The sequence below is a fragment of the Streptomyces sp. NPDC002809 genome (genome assembly GCF_040295435.1).
GTDB lineage: Bacteria > Actinomycetota > Actinomycetes > Streptomycetales > Streptomycetaceae > Streptomyces.
In genome coordinates, this window is record NZ_JBEOVJ010000010.1 from 16,778 (window position 1) to 37,030 (window position 20,253).

The window sequence follows — 20,253 nt, forward strand, 5'->3', positions numbered from 1 at the left end:
TCAGGTCGTGGGGGTCGTGGGGGTCGTGGGTGTCGTGGGTGTCGTTCGGGAAGCTCGCTCCGGCTGAGGGGCCGCCTGCTCCTCGGCGAAGACGTCCTCGGCCGACCGGGCGGTGGGGGCCCGCAGAAGCCAGCGGTTCAGGGTGTCGAGATCGCCACAGCTGGTGATCCGTTCACGCGCCTCGTCCGGTACGTCGACGCCTGCCCGCGCGAGGAAGAGCAGGATGCCCTGCGCGATGCCTTCCGTCCGGCCTTCCGTCCGGCCTTCCGTCCGGCCCTCGTCCCGGATTTCCTCTGCCATGAAGGACTTGTAGAAAGAGAGGTCCACGGCCACCAGGTTTCTCCACTGTTGTGCGGCCGGGCGGTTGCCCAGGCCTTGTGCGGTGAGTTCGACAAGGGGATCGGCGATGATTTCCGGTACGTCCCGCAGAGCGGTGGACAGCGTTTTCAGTATGGCACCGATGTCCGGATCGGCGGCATGTGTGATCGCCGCCAGCGTGGTGAGCGCCAGGTCCTTGCGGGCCTCGGCGACATCGGTGATCACCGGCATGTTGTGCGGGCCCGCGACGAGCGGGCGCAGGGTGAGCGCGGGCCACTGGCGGGGGCCGATGGGGACGGGGCGGGAGGCCCACTCCGCGGTTGCACGGTCCTGGCAGACGACCAGCAGCAGCGGCGGGAGCCGGTATTTCGTGTACAGGTAGGACAGGTAATAGGCCCAGCTCGCCGGCTTGTCCGTGTCCTTCTTCCCTTGGGCCTCGATGGCCAGGAGCAGCGGCTCGTCGTTCTCCGTGTCCAGGCGAAGCAGGGTGTCCACGCGCCGTTCCAGTGGACGGTTCTCGGTCAGGTCGGTGGGCATCACGGTGACCGAGACGGGTGGGGAGATCGTGATCCCCAGTATTTCCGAGACACGGGAGAACAGGCCCGGGTGCTCCTGGAAGATGCGGTGCATCGCCTCGTGGGGCGAACTGACCATGCGGGACTCCTGCGAGTGGCGTGATGCTCGAAGTGCCCCGAGCACCGGGTCTACTTGCCAGGAGAATATGCCCGCACGTAACGCCCTTCCCTGTCCACGGAGTTCACTCACCCATGTGGGTGACGTACCGGCAACGGCAGTTACGAGCAGCCGCTTCCGGAGCGACCGCACGGCTCCGGAAGCAGCCTGTGTTCCGCTGCTGCGGCAGGCGCCCCGCCCGAGGTCTCCCCTTGCTCGGGGTGGAACCCCACGCGGTCACCGGCCGGTCGGGAACGGGGTCAGGCGACAGGCCCTAGCTGGTCATGCCGCGTGCCGAGGAGTACACGTCGAGGACGGCCAGACAGAGCGGGACGAGCGCGAGGAGGAGTACGACCTCGGCCAGGTCGGAGAGACGGCCCCAGAAGGGTGACAGCCCCCTCTTCGGAATGATCAGGGCGATGCCGATCAGCAGTGCGGCACCGGCCGTGACGGCCGCGGCGAGCCACAGCGTACGGATGTCGAGCGGTCCTCGGTCCTGTTCCGTCAGGAGCTTGATGACGGCGTCGGCCGGCGGATTGAGTGACAGCCCCAGCACCAGCAGGCCCAGGGCGGCGAGGCCCGCGCCCAGCACGGCGACGACCTGGGCGGTGTAGCGGAACAGCCGTGCCCGCAACAGCATGGCCAGGCCGGCGACCAGCGCGAGGGCCTGGCCCCAGACGTCGGTGGAGAAGCCGAGGACGGCGGCGGCCGCGACGACGACCACGCAGCAGCCTCCGACAAGGCCAAGCAGCAGCTCGTGCCCGCGCCGGGCCTGGGCCGCGATGCGTTCGGCGTCGACGGCACCGCCCTCGCCGGCGCCCGGCGTGTGGTCGAGGTCGGCATCCGAAGTGGGGCGGGGGGCCGCGTAGCCGATCGGCAGGTGGGCCACCCGCGCCGAGAGCCCGGGAAGGAAGGCGATGGCCCCGATCGCGACCACCGCGCAGACAGCGGCGGTCTCGCTGGGGCGGACTTCGGCGAGGATCGAGCAGAACGTCGCGAGGGTGCCGACCGCCGAGGCGAAGACGATGGCGACGAACGGCGCGTCGCCGGACGGCATCGCGGCGACGAGCCCGGCGGAGAAGCAGAGCACCGTGGCGCAGCCGAGCAGGAACTGCAGACGCCCGATGCCGGTGCCCGGGTCGAGCGCGAGGATGCCGGACCCGGCGATCATCAGGTGCGGCAGAGCCGCGAGGCCGAGCGCGATCGCGGAGGCCCGGTCGCCGTAGCTACGGGCCCTGACTGCGGCGAGCACGACGAGCAGCACCCCGACGGCGGCGGCGACGATGCCCGGCAGGCCGTGCATGTCGTGCCGGACCGGGTCGGAGAACCAGAGCACGAAGCCCATGAGTACGAGCAGGAGCGCGCCGCCGAAGAGACCCGAGACGCGGAACAGCTGGTCGCTCCAGAGAGCGCGGTCGCGGCGGACGGCGGAGGCGACCGCGTCGGTGACATCGTCGAAGACGGCCGGGGGGAGCGATTCCGCGAAGGGCCGAAGCCGCAGGACGTCTCCGTCCAGGACTCGCTGGACGGCCATCGGGTGGGTGAGGTCCAGGAGGGTGCCGTCCCGGCGGGCCAGGTGGTAGCCGGGGGGTGCCCCGGGCGGGGTGGCCTGGCCGGTCAGCCGCAGGATCTCCGGAAGGAGGTCGGCGACAGCGACATCGTCCGGGAGGGCGACATCGATACGACTGTCCGGTGCCACGACCGTTATTCGGCAAAAACCGGTTGATATGGTCGAACTCACCTGATACATCCCCCTCGTTCGTTGTGCACCGAGCTCCTGGGCAGGAGCGCCACCCTATCGGGGGCCCCTCCGTGGGCTGCACGTAGGATTATCGGCACGCGGAGGTAGGTCGCTGCCACGGGGGTGCCGGCCCACAACTCTCCGGGCCGCACTGAGGGATTGATTCGCCGGTGACCCAGATCGTCGTCAAACGCCCACCTCGGGCCATGCCGCCTGAGACGTCCGCGGCGGAAGTAAGACTTGAGTCGCCTCCTGAACTGCCGCGCGGGCAGCAGGAAGGCGTGGCCATGCAGTTGCTGCCGATGCTCGGTATGGGCTCGTCGGTGGTGTTCTTCTTCATGCCCGGCTCACAGCCGTTCATGAAGATCATGGGCGTCATGATGCTGATGTCGACAGCGGCCATGGCGATAGCGCAGGTGATACGGCATCGCAAGGGAAGCCAGGGCGAAGCCTCGGAAGGGCGCCGTGACTACCTGAAGTATCTCGCGCAGACCCGACGGAAGGTGCGCAAGACCGCGGCGGCCCAGAGAGACGCGCAGTTCTACCTGCACCCGGACCCGGACCAGCTGTGGTCGCTGGTCGCCGAGGGCGAGCGACTCTGGGAGCGGCGGATCGGCGACAACGACTTCGGACAGGTCCGCGTCGGTCTGGGACCGCAGCAGCTGTGGACACCGCTGGTGGCTCCGAGCACCGCGCCGCTGGACGAGCTGGAGCCGTTGTCGGCCGGAGCCATGCACCAGTTCCTGGCCACGCACGGTTCGCTCGACCGGCTTCCCATGGCGGTATCCCTTCGCGCCTTCTACCACGTCGTGTTCTCGGGCGATCCGGGATCGGCGCGCGCTTCCGCGCGCGCGATGGTGGCCGGCCTGGTCGCGCTGCACTCGCCCGACGACCTCATGGTCGCTGTGGCGGCGTCCCCGGACGTGACCGACCAGTGGGACTGGACGAAGTGGCTGCCGCACGCCCAGGTCCCCGGGTCGTCCGACGGCGCAGGTACGAAGCGGCTGTTCGGCGACAACCTCACAGAGGTCGAGGAGCTGCTCAAGAACACCCTCACGGGCCGGTCCCGGTTCAACCGCGAGGGATCACCGCTCCTGGACCAGCCGCACGTGGTCGTCGTGCTGGACGGCGCGCTGGTGCCGGCGGAGTCGCTGCTCGCCTCCTCGGAGGGACTGCAGGGCGTGACCGTCGTGGAGATCGTTCCGGAGGAGCTGGACGAGCCCCGCGGTCAGCTGCACATCGCCGTGCGGCCGGGCCGGCTCCGGCTGGAGTCCGCCACGGCCACCTATCACGGCACGCCCGACCTCCTGCCGGTCGGAACCGCGGAGGCTCTGGGACGTCAGCTCGCCCCGTTGCGGATGGGCAGCGGGTCGGAGGACGACGAGCCCCTGCTCGCCAACCTGGACTTCACGGATCTGCTGGGCATCGGCGATCCGGCCGCGGTCGACACCAACACCGTCTGGCGGCCGCGTTCGACGGCCGAGAGGCTGCGCGTACCGATCGGCATCGGTGAGGACGGCTCGCCCGTCATGCTCGACCTCAAGGAGGCCGCGCAGGAGGGTATGGGCCCGCACGGACTGTGTGTGGGGGCGACCGGTTCCGGCAAGTCCGAACTGCTGCGCACCCTGGTGCTCGGCCTGGCGGTCACCCACTCCTCCGAGACGCTCAACTTCGTCCTCGCCGACTTCAAGGGCGGCGCGACGTTCGCGGGGATGTCCGAGCTTCCGCACGTCGCCGCGGTCATCACCAACCTGGCGGACGACCTCACCCTGGTCGACCGCATGCGGGACTCCATCACGGGTGAGCTGCAGCGCCGTCAGGAGCTCCTTCGCGCATCGGGCAACTACTCGAACCTCACCGACTACGAGAAGGCCCGCGCCGCAGGGGCCCCGCTGGAGCCCCTGGCGTCACTGGTCCTGGTGATCGACGAGTTCAGTGAACTCCTCACCGCCAAGCCAGACTTCATCGACATGTTCATCCAGATCGGCCGCATCGGCCGGTCCCTGGGTGTGCACCTGCTGCTGGCCTCGCAGCGTCTGGAGGAGGGCCGCCTCCGCGGTCTGGACACCTATCTGTCCTACCGGATCGGTCTGCGCACCTTCTCCGCCGCCGAATCCCGTACCGCGCTGGGCGTGCCCGACGCCTACCACCTGCCTTCGGTACCCGGCTCCGGGTTCCTGAAGTTCGGCACCGAGGGGATGACGCGCTTCAAGGCCGCGTACGTGTCGGGCACCTACCGCCCGGGGGTCAGCCCCGTCGTGCGCAGCGGTGAACTGCCCATCGACCGGCGCCCCGTGCTCTTCACCGCGGATCCGGTGGCGGTCCACTACCCCGAGCCCGATCCGCACGTCTCCTACAGCCCGGGGCAGAGTACCCCCGACGCGCTGGCGGACACGGTTCTCGACGTCATCGCACGCCGTCTGGAGGGTCAGGGACCCCTGGCCCACCAGGTATGGCTGCCGCCTCTCACCGAGGCCCCGTCCCTCGATCAGCTGCTGCCGCCGCTGGCGGTGACGCCCGAGCGCGGACTCCACTCCCCGCAGTACGCCCAGAACGGTTCTCTGGTCGTTCCCTTCGGGCTGGTGGACAAGCCCTTCGAGCAGCGACGCGACTCCCTGGTACGGGACTTCTCGGGGGCGGCCGGTCACATGCTGATCGTCGGCGGCCCCCGCTCCGGCAAGTCCACCCTCCTGCGTGCGCTGATCGGCTCCTTCGCCCTCACTCACACGCCGAACGAAGTGCAGTTCTACGGGATGGACTTCGGCGGTGGCGGCATGATCGCCGTCGAGGGCCTGCCGCACGTCGGCGGGGTGGCCTCCCGGCTCGACCCGGAGAAGATCCGCCGTACGGTCGCCGAGGTCTCGGGGATCCTCAACCGGCGCGAGGAGTTCTTCCGGGACAACAACATCGACTCGATCGCCACGTACCGCCGGCTCCGTGCCGCGGGCCGGCTGCCGGGCGAGCCGTGGGGCGACGTCTTCCTGGTCATCGACGGCTGGCAGTCCTTCAAGACGGACTACGAGTTCCTGGAGCCCGTCGTCGCCGACATCGCCGCCCGGGGCCTCGGGCTGGGCGTGCACCTGATCGCCACCGTCGCCCGGTACATGGAGATGCGGGCAGCGCTCAAGGACCAGTTGCTCAACCGGCTGGAGCTGCGCCTCGGCGACCCGACCGACTCCGAACTGGACCGCAAGATCGCGGTGAACGTCCCCGTCGGCACACCGGGCCGCGGTCTGACCGCGGAGAAGCTGCACTTCATGGGCGGACTGCCGCGCATCGACGACTCCTCGGACGCCGACAGCCTGTCTGATGCCACCGCCGCCTTCGTCAAGGCCACGACCGACAACTGGCCCGGCCCGCACGCCCCGCAGGTCCGCATGCTGCCCAGGATGCTGTCCGCGCGTGAGCTGCCGAGCGGCCCCGACCAGAGCCGCGGCGGTGTCGCGTTCGGCATCGACGAGATGAACCTCGCACCGGTCTTCGTGGACTTCGACACCGATCCGCTGTTCGCGGTCTTCGGTGAGTCGGAGTCCGGGAAGAGTTCGGTGCTGCGGCTGCTCATCAAGCAGATCACCGAGCGGTACACCCCGCAGGAGGCGCTGATCTGTGTCGGCGACTACCGGCGAAGCCTGCTGGAGTGCGTGCCCGAGCCGTACCTGGTCGGGTACTCGACGACCCAGAACGCGTTCGACAAGTACCTCCAGGACATGAACACCCTCATCACCAGCCGCATCCCCGGCCCCGATGTGACACCGCAGCAGTTGCGCACGCGCAGCTGGTGGAGGGGGCCGCGGGCGTTCATCATCGTCGACGACTACGACCTGGTCGCGACGTCGTCCGGCAACCCGATGGCGCAGCTGGTCGACAACCTGCCCTACGCACGCGACGCGGGGGTCAACTTCATCATCGCGCGCAGCAGCGCGGGGGCCGGCCGCTCCTCGTACGAGCCCTTCATGCAGCGCTTCAAGGAGCTGGGAGCCCAGGGCGTCGTCCTGTCCGGCCACCCCGGCGAGGGCGAACTCCTCGGCGACGTGAAGGCCCGCCCGCTGCCTCCGGGCCGGGGTCTGTTCGTCTCCCGCCGCAGCACGCCTTCCCTGATCCAGACGGGCTGGCTGCCGCCGGACCTGGGCTGAGCGGGGTATCGCGGTACGAAGGAGGGGGCAGGCCCGGTCGTGGGCCTGCCCCCTCCTTCATGCGCCGAGACGGTGTCTGTTCTACGCGTCGGCCCAAGCGCTGTCCCGCCAGGAATTGCAGGACAGCCCTCAGCCCAGGTTCCAGGGCTGGGCGATGTACCTTCCCGGGGCGAATCGCTCGAGCGCGTCGATGATCAGGGCAGGGTGGCCGGGCCTGCGCCGACGCCACAGGGAGTTTCCGAGCGAGTAGAGAATGACCGCCCTCGGCCCTGCCACGGTGATCTGCTTCTCGGGGAGAGCCCCCTCCTTCAGTACCAACAGCAGCAGGCTCTGCCTGCTGTTGAACCGGACCTGGTCGATATCGGTCCACCGCACGGTCTCCGTGCGCCCGCGTTGCACCTTGCTCATGCCGACCGGATCGATGCGCAGGGACGGATACCGCGGCACCAGGGCAATCAGCGGCAGCAGGGCCACCATCCCTCCCAGCACCGGTAGTCCCACATATCCGACTACACCCGCCTCGCCCATGAACCCCAGATCCTCACCCATGATCAGCACGCCGATCACAAAGAGGACGAGTGCTTCGAGGAGCACCAGGCAGAGCATCGCCGCGAGGATCAGCCCGAGGTAGAAACCGCCGCGGCGCGCCCGCTCAGCGGGGAGCGAGAGCCCTTCGGTGGTGTTGGAGGGTGTGGTCATGATGCTTCCCTCTCCTGCTCAAAGCGCCTTGACGAGCGTCACCGCGACGTGCAGCGGAAGCTTGGGGTGCCGGCGCTTGACCTCTCGCACCGCATTCGCAGCCCCCTTCTCGTCCCGGATGCGACGGAGGCCCGGCTCGTCAACGGCCTGCCGCAGCGCATCGATCGAGCCGAAGTTGGCGGCGTACCAGTCTCGTTGCTCCGCTCGGCGCCCACCCGGTGTCTGCCATGCAGAACGCCCCTCGGCCGCTGTCGGGCAGGCCACAGCCAGGACGATGCAGAGAATCCAGACAGCCTTGGGGAGACCCGCCTGCAACGTGAAGAAGACACCTGCCATTGCCACCAGGCCAACGCTCCAGAGAACTACCCGCAATACACGCATCAGGCCGCCTGTCTGTCGATCCGAGAATTCACGCGCCCGGTCCCGAGATGCGCAAACCCGGCGTCACGATCGCGACGCCGGGTGCCGTTGCCCTGAGCCGGGCACCGAGGCCCGGCGCCACGCGGAGACCCTGCCGGCACCGGACAGCCCTCGGGCCCATGGCGGCCTCAGGAGTGCCTGTTCCGACCTGGGCGGCCGCGGAGAGGGCGTGAGCGGTCACAGCGACTGAACGAGCTTCAGGGCTTCGGGCAAGGGGCACCGGGGGAACTGGCGCCTGAACCGGCGGGCAGCCACCAGCAACCCCTTTTCGTCACGGATCCGGCGAAGTTCCGCCTCGTTCGTCACGATCGACCGCAATGCGTCGGTGGACCCGAACTGTCCGTACCAGTCCTTCTGACGCCGCCGCTGCGCGTATCCCTCGGCACAGGCCGGAAGGAGAACGAACAGGGCGTAAAGAAGGATCGTCAGCGGCAGACTATGAGGCCGAACCGCGAACACCACATAGAAGCAGGCCAGGGCGGCACACCAAAGCGGCAGTCGCAACCAGTACAGACCAGCGGGGCGAGCCTCTCCTGAGGCCCGCCCTCCCCTGCTCGGGCTTCCCTCGCGGCTCACAATGCCCTGACCAGGGTTACCGCCACGTCCAGCGGAAGCCGGGGATGCTGGCGCTTGACCTCCCGTACCGCGTTGGCAGGACCCTTCTCGTCGCGGATACGACGCAGCCCCGGCTCATCGACGGCCTGCCGCAGGGCGTCGATCGAGCCGAAGTTCTGGACGTACCAGTCTCGCTGCTCGGCTTGGCGTGCGCCCTGCTTCCGCCACGCGGCATGCCCCTCGGCCACCATCGGGCAGCCGATCGCCAGGATCACGCAGAGAATCAGGACCGACTTGGGGAGGTCCGATCTCATCAGGAAGAACGGACACACCAAGGCAACCAGGCCGACGGCCCAGAGAACTGCCCGCAATCCGTACATGAAGTACACCTGCCTGTTGATCCGATGAATCCACGCGTCCGGGACCGCGACGGCCGTTCGTCCGGCGCCGGACGAACGCCGGAGCTCACGGTGCTGCGACGGGCCAGTGTCCGTTGGGGTAGGCCGTCATGTCACGGGCTTCACCCTCGATGGCGGACATCTGCTGGGCCTGTGCGCCCAGCAGGGCCAGGAGCGCGGTGACGGCCGTGATGATGTAGCCGATGCTCACGGTGGTGTCGCCGACGATGAGGGCCGCACCTGCCCAGGAGAAGACAACGGAACCCAGCGCCGCGATCGCACCGATCATGGTCACGATGTACTGAGCCAGGATGACGGCCAGGGCGACGTAGAACGCCAGCCCGGCAGTGGCGCACAGCGCCAGACCCGTGGCGACCTTGTCAGCGGTCGTTCCGACCTTGGCGGCCGCGATGGGCTGGGCCTTCACGGCCGTCGTGTACGAAGTGGCGGCGTCGCCGGTCCAGTGCTTGAGGGACTGGAGCTGGTCGGCCGTGGTGCTGCCGGCAACGCCCGTGGCCTTCCCACGGATGTCCGACTGCCAGTCCCAGGTGTGGATCGCCAGGTAGACGGGCGCCGCTATCCCCTCCAGCAGCTCCTTGATCTTGTTGAGAACCCAGGAGGCGGCCTCGATGACCTTGTTCGCGGCCCAGATCAGGGCCTTCGCGATGACATCGGGTACGTACCAGTGGTTCGCGGTGGATTCCGCCTTCGGACCGACCTGGTTCAGCTTCGTCGAGAGCGTCTGGATTCCGGAGGTCAGCTTCTGAGAAGTCGCTTCGTATTGTGCCGCGTTGAAAGCCATTCGAAATTCCCCGTCTAGTAGGCGTGATCCACGTGCTTTTTCGTTTCGACCTCGTGGTCGTCGTATGCCTTCGCATTCTTGTACAAGGCCGAGGCGACTGCCGCCATCTGTGTCGCACCCTCGGAGCTGCGCTCGGAGACCTGATCGACCACGGCTCCGTAGGCCGACACCAGGAGCTGGAACACTCCGGCCTGGAGGTGGTTCATGCGCGTTCCCTCGACCGCGGTGTGAACCGCTTTCATCGCGGCGCTCTGTTCGTCCCACATGGCCGCGTCGGTACGCAGCCCGTCGGTAATGACTTTGAGATCGGGGTCAGCCAATGTCTCGAATCCCTTCAGGAGTTATTCGGCGAGGCGCCGGGGGTCGCTCAGAATGGCCAGTGCTTCGTTCAGCAGGCTGCCGAGCTGCAGGTTGGCCACTCCGTCCCCGGCCGTGGCCTCAAGAGCGCTGAGTTTGACGCGGGCATCGGCCAGGGCCTCTTCGAACGCCTGGTTGAGCCCGATGGACGACTGCTTCATCGCCCACTGAGGGTCCACCTCGCAGGAGACGAGGCCGCCCTTCGCCACGGTGAGAACGACTCGGTGGGCCGTCGACTTTCCGGTGGCGTGCACCGGCTCCGGGACCTCCATGGCGAGCTGCTCCACCGCACCGAACGCGGAGAGCATGTCCTCGGTCACCTCGTCGAGGCTCCGCGGGACGACGTAACGCAGATCGGGCTCGGGGACTCCCGCTGCCGCCGAGGGGCCCGAAGGACCGGGTGTGGCAAGTGCGCCGTCCATCCGGTCGGCCTTGGCCTGCCAGTCCGCCTCGTCGAAGGAACGCGACAGGCCCTCCATCTGTGAGCTCATCGCCGCCCCGTACGCCTCGACCACAACGGCCCCGATGGCCTCGGGTGGCTGCCTGCGCTGCCAGTCCGAGGCGGCCTTGATGAATTCCGGAAGCCCGTCCGCAGCCAGCCGGATGGTCACGGCACCCTGTGCATCCGTTCCTTCGGCGCCCTGGGGCATTTGGTCCTGCAGGCTCGCCATCATGTTCTGCAGGTTCAGCGCCTGCTGCTGGAAATGCTGCAGACCCTGTATGAATTCTTCGTTCACGATGCTTCCCTCGCGGCCTGTGCGCTACAGCTGAGTTCGAGTGGGGGTGGGTGAGTGGCAAAACGTGTTCAACGCCGGATACCGGCAGCTCTCCGACGCAGCAGCACCGCGCCGACGACAACCACCATGCCGACTCCGGCGATGACCCAGATCATCGCGCCGATGCCCTTGCCTTCATCGGCCTTCGCCGAGGCAGCGGGCGCCGCCGACTGCTTCGGGTCAGCCGCAGGGCTGCCGGCTCCGCTCGGGGCGGTCGGCGACGGGGACTTGGGCGACCGTGCGGCCACCAAGGGGTTCACGTCTGCCGGGCCCGGGTCTCCCGGGTCGCCGAGGACGGCCAGGCGGGGGCGGATCGTGCCGTAGCCGATGAAGCGGCTGGGGATCGCGCCCTCGGTCGGCTTGCCAGCGGTGTTCATCAGGACGCGGAGAACCTGGTTGCCGGTCCAGGCGGGGTGCTTGGACCAGATGAGAGCGGCCGAGGCGGAGGTGAGAGCCGTCGCCTGGCTGGTTCCCCAGCTGGTGCAGTATCCGGGCGTGCCACCTCCGCAGAGGATCGGGATGTCCTTCCCCGGGGCGGCGAGCGCCACCTGGGGTCCCGACACGGAGAACTTCGTGACCGAGGACGTCTTGTCCACGGCTCCGATGCCCGCGACGCCGAGACTCGCCGCCGGATACGCGGCTCTGTTCTCCTTGTCGCCCCTGTTACCGGTACCCGCCAGGAGCAACTTCCCGCGCTTCACGGCGTAGTCCACGGCCAGTTGGAGATCGGCCTGCTCGTCCTCGTCGAGCGAGAAGCTCTCGTAGGCCAACGACATGTTGATGATCCGGGCTTCACTGTCGGCGGCGTACCGGATGGCGGCGACCAGAGCCGGGACGCTGTTGGTGCCCGATTCCTTGGTGGATCCGAAAACCGTCAGCGGGAGGATGCGCGCGTCCGGTGCAAGACCCTTCACACCCTGGCCGTTCGCCCCGTTCCCTGCGATGAGCATCGCCATGGCGGTGCCGTGCCCGTCCGAGTCCTTGTGCGCACCCAGCTGAGGCTCCACGAAGTTCTTCCCCGCGAGCACTTTTCCCGTGAGTTCCGGAACGGAGGGGATCACGCCGGTGTCGAGCAGAGCGACAGTGATCCCCTTACCGGTACTGGTCTTCCACATCTCACCGGCCTGCATCCGGTCCAGGTACCACTCGCGGTCGCGAATGGTGTCCGCGGCCGCGGCCGGGGCGATCGCGCCGCCGATGAGGAGCAGGGAACCCAGTGCTGCCACCACCGACGGCGCACGCCTGCATAGACGCCTGACCGTTGACCTCATGCCACCCACTCGTTGTCTGTCCGCCGTCCGGCGTCGCTGCTCCGGAACCGGCTCTAGTCGATCACTGGAGGAACAACGCCGTCGTCCCCCGTGGTCCAGTTCTCTTCGTCGTCGAGGTATCCCGGATGCTCGCCGTCACGTCGCTGTGAACGTCGCGACGTGCCCTGGGACGCGCCGCCCATAGCACCGCCCATCGGGCCCATCGCACCGCCGGTCCTGGCCGATTCGCGGACGAGCCCCGTACCGCCCTGGGTGAACTCCCGCCCTGCCCCCGGCTGCGTTCCTCGTGGTGTCCGCACGGTGCCGCCGGGCTCGGTGACCAGGCGTTGCGAGCCGCCGATGCCGGTGGTCCGCCCCACGGGACCTCCTTGGCCGCCGGTGCCGCCGCCCATCATTCCGTGGCCGGCCGTCTGCCTCTCGCCGCCGACCACCAAGCCACGCGATGTGCTCCGGACCGGGCCGGTCCCGGTCTGTCCATGAGCCGGCGTACCGCCGTGGATGCCGGTGTCGGTCCGGGTAGTCATGGGAGGCCGGACGCCTTCCACCCCTCCCCTGCCGGGAGTGATCACCGGGGGACGGACGCTGTCCACGGGGCCCTTGCCGCCCGGTCCGGTGGGGGTGATACGCCCGATGTTGTCCCCGGGACCGAACGGACCTGTACGTGGGGGCATCACCACCGGCGGAAGTGGCGTCTGGTGTCCACCGCCCGTCGGACCCTGCGGGGGAAACCCACCGGTGGGCGGGGTCGTGGTGGTCGGCGGGGCCTGGGGCATCGTCACGGTGTCGATGTTCGTCCCCGTGGTGTCCGGAGCCCCGGGCACGGCGGTGACGTGCTGCGGCGTATGGACGATGGGAACGCCGTCCGGTGCCGAGGAAGATCCGGTGACGCCGCTGGGGGACGAGACGGAGTAGTGATGAGCGCTCGTCGAAGTGCTCCCACTCTGCGGACCCGTCGCCGAGTCCGTGCTGCCTCCTGACGTGCCGATGCGCGTCTTCCCGCCATCGACCGGGCTCTTCGGCAGCGCTGCCTCCGGCAGCGGCTTGAAGTTCGGCTCCTCCTGCGAGGAGATCGACTGCTCCGCCATCATGTAGTACGAGGCAAGCTTGTTCATCTGCGGAATGGCTTCGTTCCGCGCCGTCTCGACAGCGGCGAGGCGGGTCTTCTCCTTCGCCTCGTCCGCGTAGCACATCCCCGTGGCCTCGGGATGGCCCTGAACCACCTTGGCGACCTCGCTGAGCGCCTGGCCGGCCGTCTGCATGGCGGAGCCGGCGGCGCCTGCGTAGTCGGCCAGCTTCAGGGTCTCCTTGGCGAAGCCGTCGCCCCACTCGCGGAAGGCATCACCGCCCGCGCCCTTCCAAGTAGTGCGGCCTACGTGTTCCTTGAGCTCGGCGCCGATCTTCTCGATCTCGACCTGCGCGTCGACGAGAGCGGTGCCGCGGGCGATGATCCCCGTGGGGTTGACCCCACGGACCATGCCGAGCATGTCCTCGTACGACGCGTTCTCGAAGTCGGATGTGTTGTAGCAGGCATTGAGTGGTGGCAGCTTCTTCGAGTCGCCCATGCGTGTCCCTGTCCCCCGTTCACTTCACGTGTTACAAGCCGTCTTGTCCGCTGGACGAACCGTCGCCGGTCTTGTCCTCCGCAGGCGCTCCGGGATCCTTGTCGGATCCGGGCTTCCTGTAGTTGATCTCGGTGCGCATCTGGATGGCGTTGAGCCGGTCCGCGTACTCCTGGTCCACGTTCTGGTAACCGCGGTCCGCGAAATCGACGGTGATGCCCATCGCTTCCAGTTGATCACCGAGCGTCTTGGAGAGCTCCACCAAGCGCCCGTGCACCTTGTCGTAGGCGCCGGAGAGCCCGTACGCCTCCGGGAAACCGGTGCCGTACGCGGCGGGTGTGACCTTCTGTTCAGTGATGCGGCTGTGCGCGGCCGGTGACGCGTCGAGCGCGGTAAGAAGCTTGTCCACGCGAATCTTGAACTTCTGCAGAGACTCGGTGGGCGTGTCCAGGTCCGACGGCGTAGTGGCCGGATCGTCCGGAAGTCGAGCACCCATGCAAGCACCTCCCCTAAAGTGCCGCGGAACCGCAGGCGCGGGTGTGGGATGCGGTGACCGCATCCCACACCCACAGCGTGCCGGTTCCGTCGTGATTCATCTGAGCCTGGGTCAGCCCTGGAAGCGCCTGGCCTGGGCGAGGTCGTTCGCCCGGTAGCCCTCGGTGGCTTCCATGAGCTTCGTCGAAATGGTCAGCAAGGTCTCGTGCATGTGGTTCACCTTGATGTCCCACGTGCTGTGACGGTCGTGGAACGCCTGCTGCGTCTCACCGTCCCACGTGGCGACGACGGCCTTGACCTTGGTGTTCAGCTCGTCGAGCTGCGTCTTGATGGTGTTGGCAGTCGTCTTGACCTGGTTCGAGGCTTCGACGACGCCGGAGTACGTAATCTCCATGGAACGGTCTCCTGATGCGAGGCGGGACTGGGACGGGTTACGAAGAGACCTGGAACCGGTCCAGGACGCCGTTGCTGCCCAGGTCTTCGCCGCCGACGCCCTTGAAGCTGTTGAGGCGCTCGATCTCCTCGGCGTCGAAGCCGTCACGGCTCGCCGTCACGGCTTCCTTGGTGAAGGCCAGAAGCTCCTTCAGGTTGCGCACATCGAGGTTGACCTGCGTCTGGAGGCCGTTGTACGCGTTGGCCGCGACGCCCTTCCAGTGCCCCTCGACGGCGTCAATGACCCCATTGAGGTGGCTGATCCTGCTTTCGAGCGTGTCGTGCATATTGCCGAGCTCGCTGATGAGCTTGTCGATCTGATCAGCTGAAAGCTTGAGTTTGTCTCCCACAACGCACCTTCCCCCATGAATCGGATGTTGCAAGGTACCCGACTGTCGGATTCCGTATGTACATCGAACCAAAGTTGTCAATAAACACTTTAGCTGCGACCACCACCGAATCCAACAGAGGTCCCTGCCTGGATAGTTGTTGACCATTCACCCGGTTCGCCGACGACGACGGTCCCGCAGCACGATTGCGGTTCCCGCGATCACGGCGACCAGGAGACCAGTGGCGGCCGTCACGTAGATCGAGATCCGTTCGAACCGCTCCTGCCTTGTCTCACCCATCTGGAGCGCGATTGGTTCCGGTCCGGCGGGCCCATTCGAAACGGCACGGTCCGGCGTGGGCGCGCTCACGGGGTGTTCGTCGTCGTTGAGAGCGCGCACCGGGTCGACGACTCCCCACCCGATGAAGTCGTCCCGCCCCTTGACCGCGCGTTCGGCGGTCTGCTCGATCTGGGCGACCACCTGGAACTGCTTCCAGTCCGGGTGCTTGGCCCGGATGAGGGCGGCGACCCCGGCGACGTAGGGGGCCGAGAAGCTCGTGCCGTTGTCGACGCACTGGCCGCCCTTCGGCACGGTGGACACCATGTCCACGCCCGGCGCCGCGACCCCTACGAAGGATCCGGTCTGGGAGAACGGCGCCCGCTCGTCGTTGCGGTCCGACGCGGCCACCGCCAGGACGCCCGGATAGGCCGCCGGATACGTCAGTTTGACCTTGCCGGCGAGGCCGTCGTTGCCCGCCGACGCCACCACGACGATGTCCTTGTCCAGAGCCTCGCGCACCGCGAGCGCCAGGTCGGAGTCGGCCTTCAGCGGCTTGACCGTGTCCTGGGAGATGTTGATGACCGTGGCGCGCTTCGCGATGGCGTGGCGGATGGCCGCGGCCATCGTGGCCGCGGTGCCGGTGCCCTTGTCGTCGTTCTGCCGGATGGGGATGATCGTCGCTTCCGGAGCGAGACCGACGAATCCCGTGCCCGGGCGCGAGCGGGCCGCGATGATGCCGGCGACCTTGGTGCCGTGGCCGATGACATCGGTTGTGCCGTCACCGCCGCCCTTGCCCTTGGGAGCGCCCGCGGCCGGGTCCTGAGTCCCGTCCTTCGAGGGCGGCAGCAGATCGGTCCCGGATGCTCGGTCGACCGCGGTCTTCAGCTGGGGGTTCGTGGCGTCGACACCGGTGTCGATCACCGCGACCCGCACCCCCTTCCCCCTGGTGTCCTGCCAGAGCCGGTCGAAGACCAGCCGCTGGAGAGCCCAGGGACGGCCCTTGATCTGTTTCTTCATCGGGAACGTGCACTCACCGCTGCCCTCTGAACTCGTCTGCGGGACGGAACCCCGTGCCACCGCGGACGTCTCGGCGAGCGCCGGCAGGCCGACCGTCACCGAGCCCGTCAGGAGCAGCACGACGGCCGAGGAACGGAACCCCTTGCGAGTGGTCATCACGCGCTTCCTCCCTTCCGTCGTCAGGAACTCTGCGGCTGCTTGGCGCTGTTGGTGTCGAGCCGCGGCCCCTTGGGCAGGAGCGCGGACCAGTTGTCCGGCACCGGCAGCGGCTTCACGTCCTTGTAGCCGAGCCTGATCTGGGCCTTGTTGACGTCGGCCGCCTGCATCTCCGCGTTGCCGGGCGTCGGGGAGGCGCCGATCTCGGAGGGGTCCGCGCTGCTGTCGTTGTTCGTCTGCACGGCGTAGCGCAACCCGGTGTCCGTCACGAGGAAGAGCGAACCGGTGGTGGGGGAAGAGCCGTTGAACTGCCGGTACAGCTCACCGCTGCCGGGTGTGACGTACGCGCTGGTGGCGCCGTCCAGGAAGTCGACCGGATACCGGGGTCCGGCCCAGGTGGTCAGGTTCGGCTTGCCCGCCGCGTCGACGCCGTGCAACACGTTGCAGACGGTTCCGGTCCGGGCCGACGTGTCGTTGGCCTGTGTCGGGACCTGCTCGGGCCAGCCGTACTTCGCGTAGAACTCGTCCGGCGAGGGGGTGAAGGACTGCGGTCCGACCTCGGTGGCCTGCGCCTTCTGCCCCAGCGCCTCCGCCTCCGGACTCGTCAGGAGCAGCCTGGCGACGAGGTCGGACACCGGGGCGACCGCCCCCGGCAGGACGACGTACTGCTGCATGCCGGTGCCTGCCACGGCTTTGAGTACGGTGCCGACCTTGTTCAGGGCGGGATCCAGGCCCGTGACACCGGCCGGGTCGCCGGCCTTGCCGGGCAGCCGCGGGAAGTCGATGGGCGCACCGGCGTGAAGGGTGCCCAGCCAGTCCTTGGTGACCTTCTGGGGCTTCGCGCCCTCGCTGAACAGTGAGCGGCGCAGTACCTCGTCCCGGGCCGAGAGCTTCTTGCCGCCGGTGGTCCCGATGACGTGCTGTGTGCCGTCCGCGTCCACCAGGTACCGGGTGCCGGTCCCGCCGTCCGCCTCTACGTAGAGGGCCTGACCGGGGCGGAGCTGCTGCTTGCCGCCCACCTTGTCCGCCTCCCGGTCGGCGAGCAGGAAGACCGCCTTCTGCACGGCGTCGCCGGTGCCCGGCTGTTCGCAGACCGCCCAGAGCTTGTTGCGGCCCGCGTCCTCCCCGCTGGGCAGCCGGTCGGGTGCGTACGGTATGCCGAGCATCGGGCCGCGCTGGATCTTCCCGTTGTCGAGTTCGGCCTCGTCCACCTGGATCACCGAGGAGTTGTCCGGGTCCAGGAGCAGTTTCGCGGAGGAGAAGTTCAGCACGGGGTGGAGGCGCTTGACTCCGCCGGTCTCCAGGACGACGTAGCGGGTGGTCGATTCACTGCCGACGATGACGTGGGCACCGGGGTCGTCCCAGCCGTCGGGAACCTTGGGCTTGAAGATGCCCCAGGCCCCGAAACCCGCCACCAGCAGGGCGCCCACCACCACTCCCGGCAGCACGGCACGCAGCGGGCGCGGCGCCCCCTCGTCCGTACCGACGGCGGACGGTTGCAGAAAGGCGGCGGTCAGCCGCTTCTTCGCGAAGGTGTAGGCATTGAGTTCGTCACGCCGTGATGCCATCTGCCCTTTTTCTCCCCGTGGTTATAGCTGCCTCGCGAGCGGCACCCACTATGCCCGCCGACGCTCGTTCACCGCAGTGCGGGTCCTCGCTCGGGAAGCGGGACGGCGCCCCCGTCCGACCGGGCCCCCCGCGAACCCCCGTTCGACCTCCTCATCGCCGGGCGTGGGACAGTGGGCGGTCGCGGGCCGGTGTGCCGATGGCGGCGGGCCGGCTCGCACACGCCGTAGTGCCGCGACACGGAGGGACATACCGGGGGAATGACCAGCGCGACGACTGCAGTGATGAGCGTGCACCCGAAGCCGGGACGGATCGGCGGGGTGCGGTTGCACCAGGTGGTGCTGATGGAGGTCGCCGGCGCGCTGATGCTGATCGCGTGGGTGACGAACAGGATCCTGATGGTGCCGATGGGCCTGGTTGCGGCCGTGCTGGTGCTGCTGGCGATTCTGCGGCGGCGGGGGCGGCCGGTGATGGAGTGGCTCAGCGCGGTCGTGGCGCTGCGCGGGCGGCTGAGGGCCGCGCGACGGCCGTGGTCCGCGGAAGGAGTGGACCCCGCGCTGGCGCCGGTCGTCGAGTGCGAGGCGGCCTTGCGGACGTACACCTACACCGACCGGCAGAGCGGGCGCGGCATCGGGATGGTGGGTGACGGAACGTTCCTGACAGCCATGCTGCTCGTGCAGCCGCGGGACGAACCGCTGCGGATGGCCCGGGACGCGCGGCCGCTGGAGCTCGGCCTGCTGCACGACGCCCTGGAAGTGGACGACATCCGGCTGGAGTCGGTGCAGGTCGTGCAGCACACGCAGCCCGCGCCCGGGCCGCACGTGCCCGAACAGGCCGCGGCGGCACGGTCGTACGCACCGCTCCAGGCACAGGTCGGCACCCCCGCGATCCGGCTGACGTGGATAGCGCTGAAACTCGACCCGGAGCTGTGCCCGGAGGCGGTGCGCGCACGCGGCGGCGGCGTCGGCGGAGCACAGCGCGCGCTTCTGCGGGCCACGGACCAGCTGGCGAGCCGGCTGGCCGGTGCGGGGTTCGACGCCTCGGTACTGACCGAGGCACAGGTGACGTCCGCACTCGCGACGTCGGCCGGGGTGAATCCGCAGGCCAGCACGCAGGCGATGCGGGCCGACGTGCCGCTGCGGCGCACCACGGAGTCCGCCCGCGCCTGGCGCTGCGACGACCGCTGGCACACGACCTACTGGGTCGGCCGCTGGCCGCACCTGGGCGCGGAAGCGGCGCCGACGGCACAGCTGGTGGCGCTCCTGACGTCGATGCCCGCGTCGGCCAGCACCTTCAGCCTGGCCGTGTCGCGTGGGACCGGTGGTGCACCTGCCGTCAGCGGCTACGTCCGCCTCACCGCGCGCGGTAGCAACGAACTCGTAACGATACGCAGGCAGTTGGAGCGCGCCGCACGCAGCGTGAAAGTCAGCCTCGTACGGCTCGACCGCGAACAGCTTCCCGGTGTGCTGGCGACCTTGCCCCTCGGAGGTACCCGTTGACCACCCCTCGCATGACGCCTCCCGGCCCCGGCGGCCCTGCCGGCCCGGCTGCCCCCGTCCCACCGCCGGCCGGACGGGGCAGGGCCGGATTCGGGCTGCTCGGCCCGCGCCGTGACCGGCACGTGCTGCCCGTGGAACAGCTCGCCGCACTGTCGCTGCCGCTCGGCGACGACGGGGTCGTGGTGGGTGTCGACGCGAAGAGGCAGCCCGCGGTACTCGGCCTCTTCCGCCCCGCCCAGCTCGATGTCGTGGTCATCGGCGGTCTGTGGTCGGCGCACGTACTGGCGCTGCGCACCGCCGGCACCGGCGCGCGCGTCGCCGTCGAGACGGCCAGGCCGCAGGCGTGGGCGGGGCTCGCCCAGGCCGCCGGCGGGGGCCAGCAGTGCATGACGGTGCACGACGTCAAGCAGGTGGGACCGCAGGGCGCGTCGGTCACCGGTCCCGTCCTGATCGTGCGGGACTGCGGCATGCGGCCGCCGCGCAGCCGGCTGGCGCCCGGACCGTGGCAGTCCGTGCTGACGCTGCTGCCGTTCCTGGGCCCGACGGCGACGAGGCTGATCGAGAACGCGGGCCTGGTCGGGATCCAGCGGGTCTCCCCCGAGGAGGCGGCGGTCCTCGGGCGCATTCTGGGGCTGCCCCGGGTGCAGTCGGAAGCGCTGCCCTCGCTCGGCGACGACATGATGCTGTGGTGCACGACCACGCACCGGAAGCTGGTCAAGATGGTGCCGACCGACGTCGAGACCGGACTCCTCGGGAGCCCGCGCCGCCTGGACTGACGT

The 20,253-nt window shown here is 68.8% G+C and carries 19 protein-coding genes; 3 read left to right on the top strand and 16 right to left on the bottom strand.

What is annotated here, in order from left to right; translation table 11 throughout:
* The gene (locus ABT025_RS08960; RefSeq protein ID WP_350991504.1) at positions 1-972 is read right to left on the bottom strand and encodes an RpnC/YadD family protein; all 972 of its coding nucleotides are present in this window, start codon (positions 970-972) and stop codon (positions 1-3) included.
* Between the two features lie 292 nt (positions 973-1,264).
* Positions 1,265-2,740, bottom strand: coding sequence for a type VII secretion integral membrane protein EccD (eccD, locus tag ABT025_RS08965; RefSeq protein ID WP_350991506.1), 1,476 nt, complete (start codon positions 2,738-2,740; stop codon positions 1,265-1,267).
* A gap of 161 nt (positions 2,741-2,901) precedes the next feature.
* On the opposite strand from eccD, the gene eccCa reads away from it, so the two are divergent.
* Complete coding sequence (gene eccCa / locus ABT025_RS08970) at positions 2,902-6,864, top strand: type VII secretion protein EccCa (protein ID WP_350991508.1); 3,963 nt, start codon at positions 2,902-2,904, stop codon at positions 6,862-6,864.
* A gap of 129 nt (positions 6,865-6,993) precedes the next feature.
* Here eccCa and ABT025_RS08975 read toward each other — a convergent pair whose 3' ends face one another.
* The 14 genes from ABT025_RS08975 to eccB form a co-directional block, all read right to left on the bottom strand.
* Positions 6,994-7,563, bottom strand: coding sequence for a hypothetical protein (locus ABT025_RS08975; RefSeq protein ID WP_350991510.1), 570 nt, complete (start codon positions 7,561-7,563; stop codon positions 6,994-6,996).
* An 18-nt stretch (positions 7,564-7,581) separates the two neighbouring features.
* Positions 7,582-7,899, bottom strand: a complete 318-nt coding sequence (locus tag ABT025_RS08980) for a hypothetical protein (RefSeq protein WP_350991512.1) — start codon at positions 7,897-7,899, stop codon at positions 7,582-7,584.
* A gap of 261 nt (positions 7,900-8,160) precedes the next feature.
* Complete coding sequence (locus tag ABT025_RS08985) at positions 8,161-8,487, bottom strand: hypothetical protein (protein ID WP_350991514.1); 327 nt, start codon at positions 8,485-8,487, stop codon at positions 8,161-8,163.
* 68 nt (positions 8,488-8,555) lie between these two features.
* Positions 8,556-8,852, bottom strand: coding sequence for a hypothetical protein (locus ABT025_RS08990; RefSeq protein WP_350991516.1), 297 nt, complete (start codon positions 8,850-8,852; stop codon positions 8,556-8,558).
* 151 nt (positions 8,853-9,003) lie between these two features.
* Positions 9,004-9,738 carry a hypothetical protein gene (locus ABT025_RS08995; RefSeq protein ID WP_350991518.1) on the bottom strand — a complete coding sequence of 245 codons (735 nt, stop codon included), beginning with the start codon at positions 9,736-9,738 and terminating at the stop codon, positions 9,004-9,006.
* Between the two features lie 14 nt (positions 9,739-9,752).
* Complete coding sequence (locus ABT025_RS09000) at positions 9,753-10,058, bottom strand: hypothetical protein (RefSeq protein WP_350991520.1); 306 nt, start codon at positions 10,056-10,058, stop codon at positions 9,753-9,755.
* Between the two features lie 21 nt (positions 10,059-10,079).
* A complete protein-coding gene (locus ABT025_RS09005) occupies positions 10,080-10,832 on the bottom strand; it encodes a hypothetical protein (protein WP_350991522.1) in 753 nt (250 codons plus the stop codon).
* Between the two features lie 68 nt (positions 10,833-10,900).
* Positions 10,901-12,100: a S8 family serine peptidase gene (locus ABT025_RS09010; RefSeq protein ID WP_350991524.1), complete on the bottom strand. Its 1,200-nt coding sequence runs from the start codon at positions 12,098-12,100 to the stop codon at positions 10,901-10,903.
* A 95-nt stretch (positions 12,101-12,195) separates the two neighbouring features.
* Complete coding sequence (locus ABT025_RS09015) at positions 12,196-13,704, bottom strand: WXG100 family type VII secretion target (protein ID WP_350991526.1); 1,509 nt, start codon at positions 13,702-13,704, stop codon at positions 12,196-12,198.
* A gap of 31 nt (positions 13,705-13,735) precedes the next feature.
* Positions 13,736-14,197, bottom strand: coding sequence for a DUF2563 family protein (locus ABT025_RS09020; RefSeq protein WP_350991528.1), 462 nt, complete (start codon positions 14,195-14,197; stop codon positions 13,736-13,738).
* A gap of 111 nt (positions 14,198-14,308) precedes the next feature.
* Complete coding sequence (locus ABT025_RS09025) at positions 14,309-14,590, bottom strand: WXG100 family type VII secretion target (protein WP_350991530.1); 282 nt, start codon at positions 14,588-14,590, stop codon at positions 14,309-14,311.
* A gap of 37 nt (positions 14,591-14,627) precedes the next feature.
* The gene (locus ABT025_RS09030; protein ID WP_350991532.1) at positions 14,628-14,978 is read right to left on the bottom strand and encodes a WXG100 family type VII secretion target; all 351 of its coding nucleotides are present in this window, start codon (positions 14,976-14,978) and stop codon (positions 14,628-14,630) included.
* Between the two features lie 147 nt (positions 14,979-15,125).
* Entirely contained in the window at positions 15,126-16,253 is a 1,128-nt protein-coding gene (gene mycP / locus ABT025_RS09035) for a type VII secretion-associated serine protease mycosin (protein WP_350991771.1), read from the bottom strand.
* 179 nt (positions 16,254-16,432) lie between these two features.
* Complete coding sequence (eccB, locus tag ABT025_RS09040; RefSeq protein WP_350991534.1) at positions 16,433-17,977, bottom strand: type VII secretion protein EccB; 1,545 nt, start codon at positions 17,975-17,977, stop codon at positions 16,433-16,435.
* A 318-nt stretch (positions 17,978-18,295) separates the two neighbouring features.
* Between eccB and eccE the strand changes: the two genes are divergently transcribed.
* Positions 18,296-19,474 carry a type VII secretion protein EccE gene (gene eccE / locus ABT025_RS09045; protein ID WP_502971910.1) on the top strand — a complete coding sequence of 393 codons (1,179 nt, stop codon included), beginning with the start codon at positions 18,296-18,298 and terminating at the stop codon, positions 19,472-19,474.
* Between the two features lie 11 nt (positions 19,475-19,485).
* Positions 19,486-20,250, top strand: coding sequence for a hypothetical protein (locus tag ABT025_RS09050; RefSeq protein WP_350991538.1), 765 nt, complete (start codon positions 19,486-19,488; stop codon positions 20,248-20,250).
* Positions 20,251-20,253 lie beyond the last annotated feature (3 nt).

What these genes read in the sequence shown, in the direction of transcription:
- ABT025_RS08995 (WP_350991518.1), bottom strand. Translation starts at nt 9,738, where the DNA reads ATGGCTTTCAACGCGGCACAATACGAAGCGACTTCTCAGAAGCTGACC.
- mycP (WP_350991771.1), bottom strand. Translation starts at nt 16,253, where the DNA reads ATGAAGAAACAGATCAAGGGCCGTCCCTGGGCTCTCCAGCGGCTGGTC.
- eccD (WP_350991506.1), bottom strand. Translation starts at nt 2,740, where the DNA reads ATGTATCAGGTGAGTTCGACCATATCAACCGGTTTTTGCCGAATAACG.
- eccB (WP_350991534.1), bottom strand. Translation starts at nt 17,977, where the DNA reads ATGGCATCACGGCGTGACGAACTCAATGCCTACACCTTCGCGAAGAAG.
- ABT025_RS08990 (WP_350991516.1), bottom strand. Translation starts at nt 8,852, where the DNA reads ATGAGATCGGACCTCCCCAAGTCGGTCCTGATTCTCTGCGTGATCCTG.
- ABT025_RS08975 (WP_350991510.1), bottom strand. Translation starts at nt 7,563, where the DNA reads ATGACCACACCCTCCAACACCACCGAAGGGCTCTCGCTCCCCGCTGAG.
- ABT025_RS09025 (WP_350991530.1), bottom strand. Translation starts at nt 14,590, where the DNA reads ATGGAGATTACGTACTCCGGCGTCGTCGAAGCCTCGAACCAGGTCAAG.
- ABT025_RS09020 (WP_350991528.1), bottom strand. Translation starts at nt 14,197, where the DNA reads ATGGGTGCTCGACTTCCGGACGATCCGGCCACTACGCCGTCGGACCTG.
- ABT025_RS08960 (WP_350991504.1), bottom strand. Translation starts at nt 972, where the DNA reads ATGGTCAGTTCGCCCCACGAGGCGATGCACCGCATCTTCCAGGAGCAC.
- ABT025_RS09015 (WP_350991526.1), bottom strand. Translation starts at nt 13,704, where the DNA reads ATGGGCGACTCGAAGAAGCTGCCACCACTCAATGCCTGCTACAACACA.
- ABT025_RS08980 (WP_350991512.1), bottom strand. Translation starts at nt 7,899, where the DNA reads ATGGCAGGTGTCTTCTTCACGTTGCAGGCGGGTCTCCCCAAGGCTGTC.
- ABT025_RS09050 (WP_350991538.1), top strand. Translation starts at nt 19,486, where the DNA reads ATGACGCCTCCCGGCCCCGGCGGCCCTGCCGGCCCGGCTGCCCCCGTC.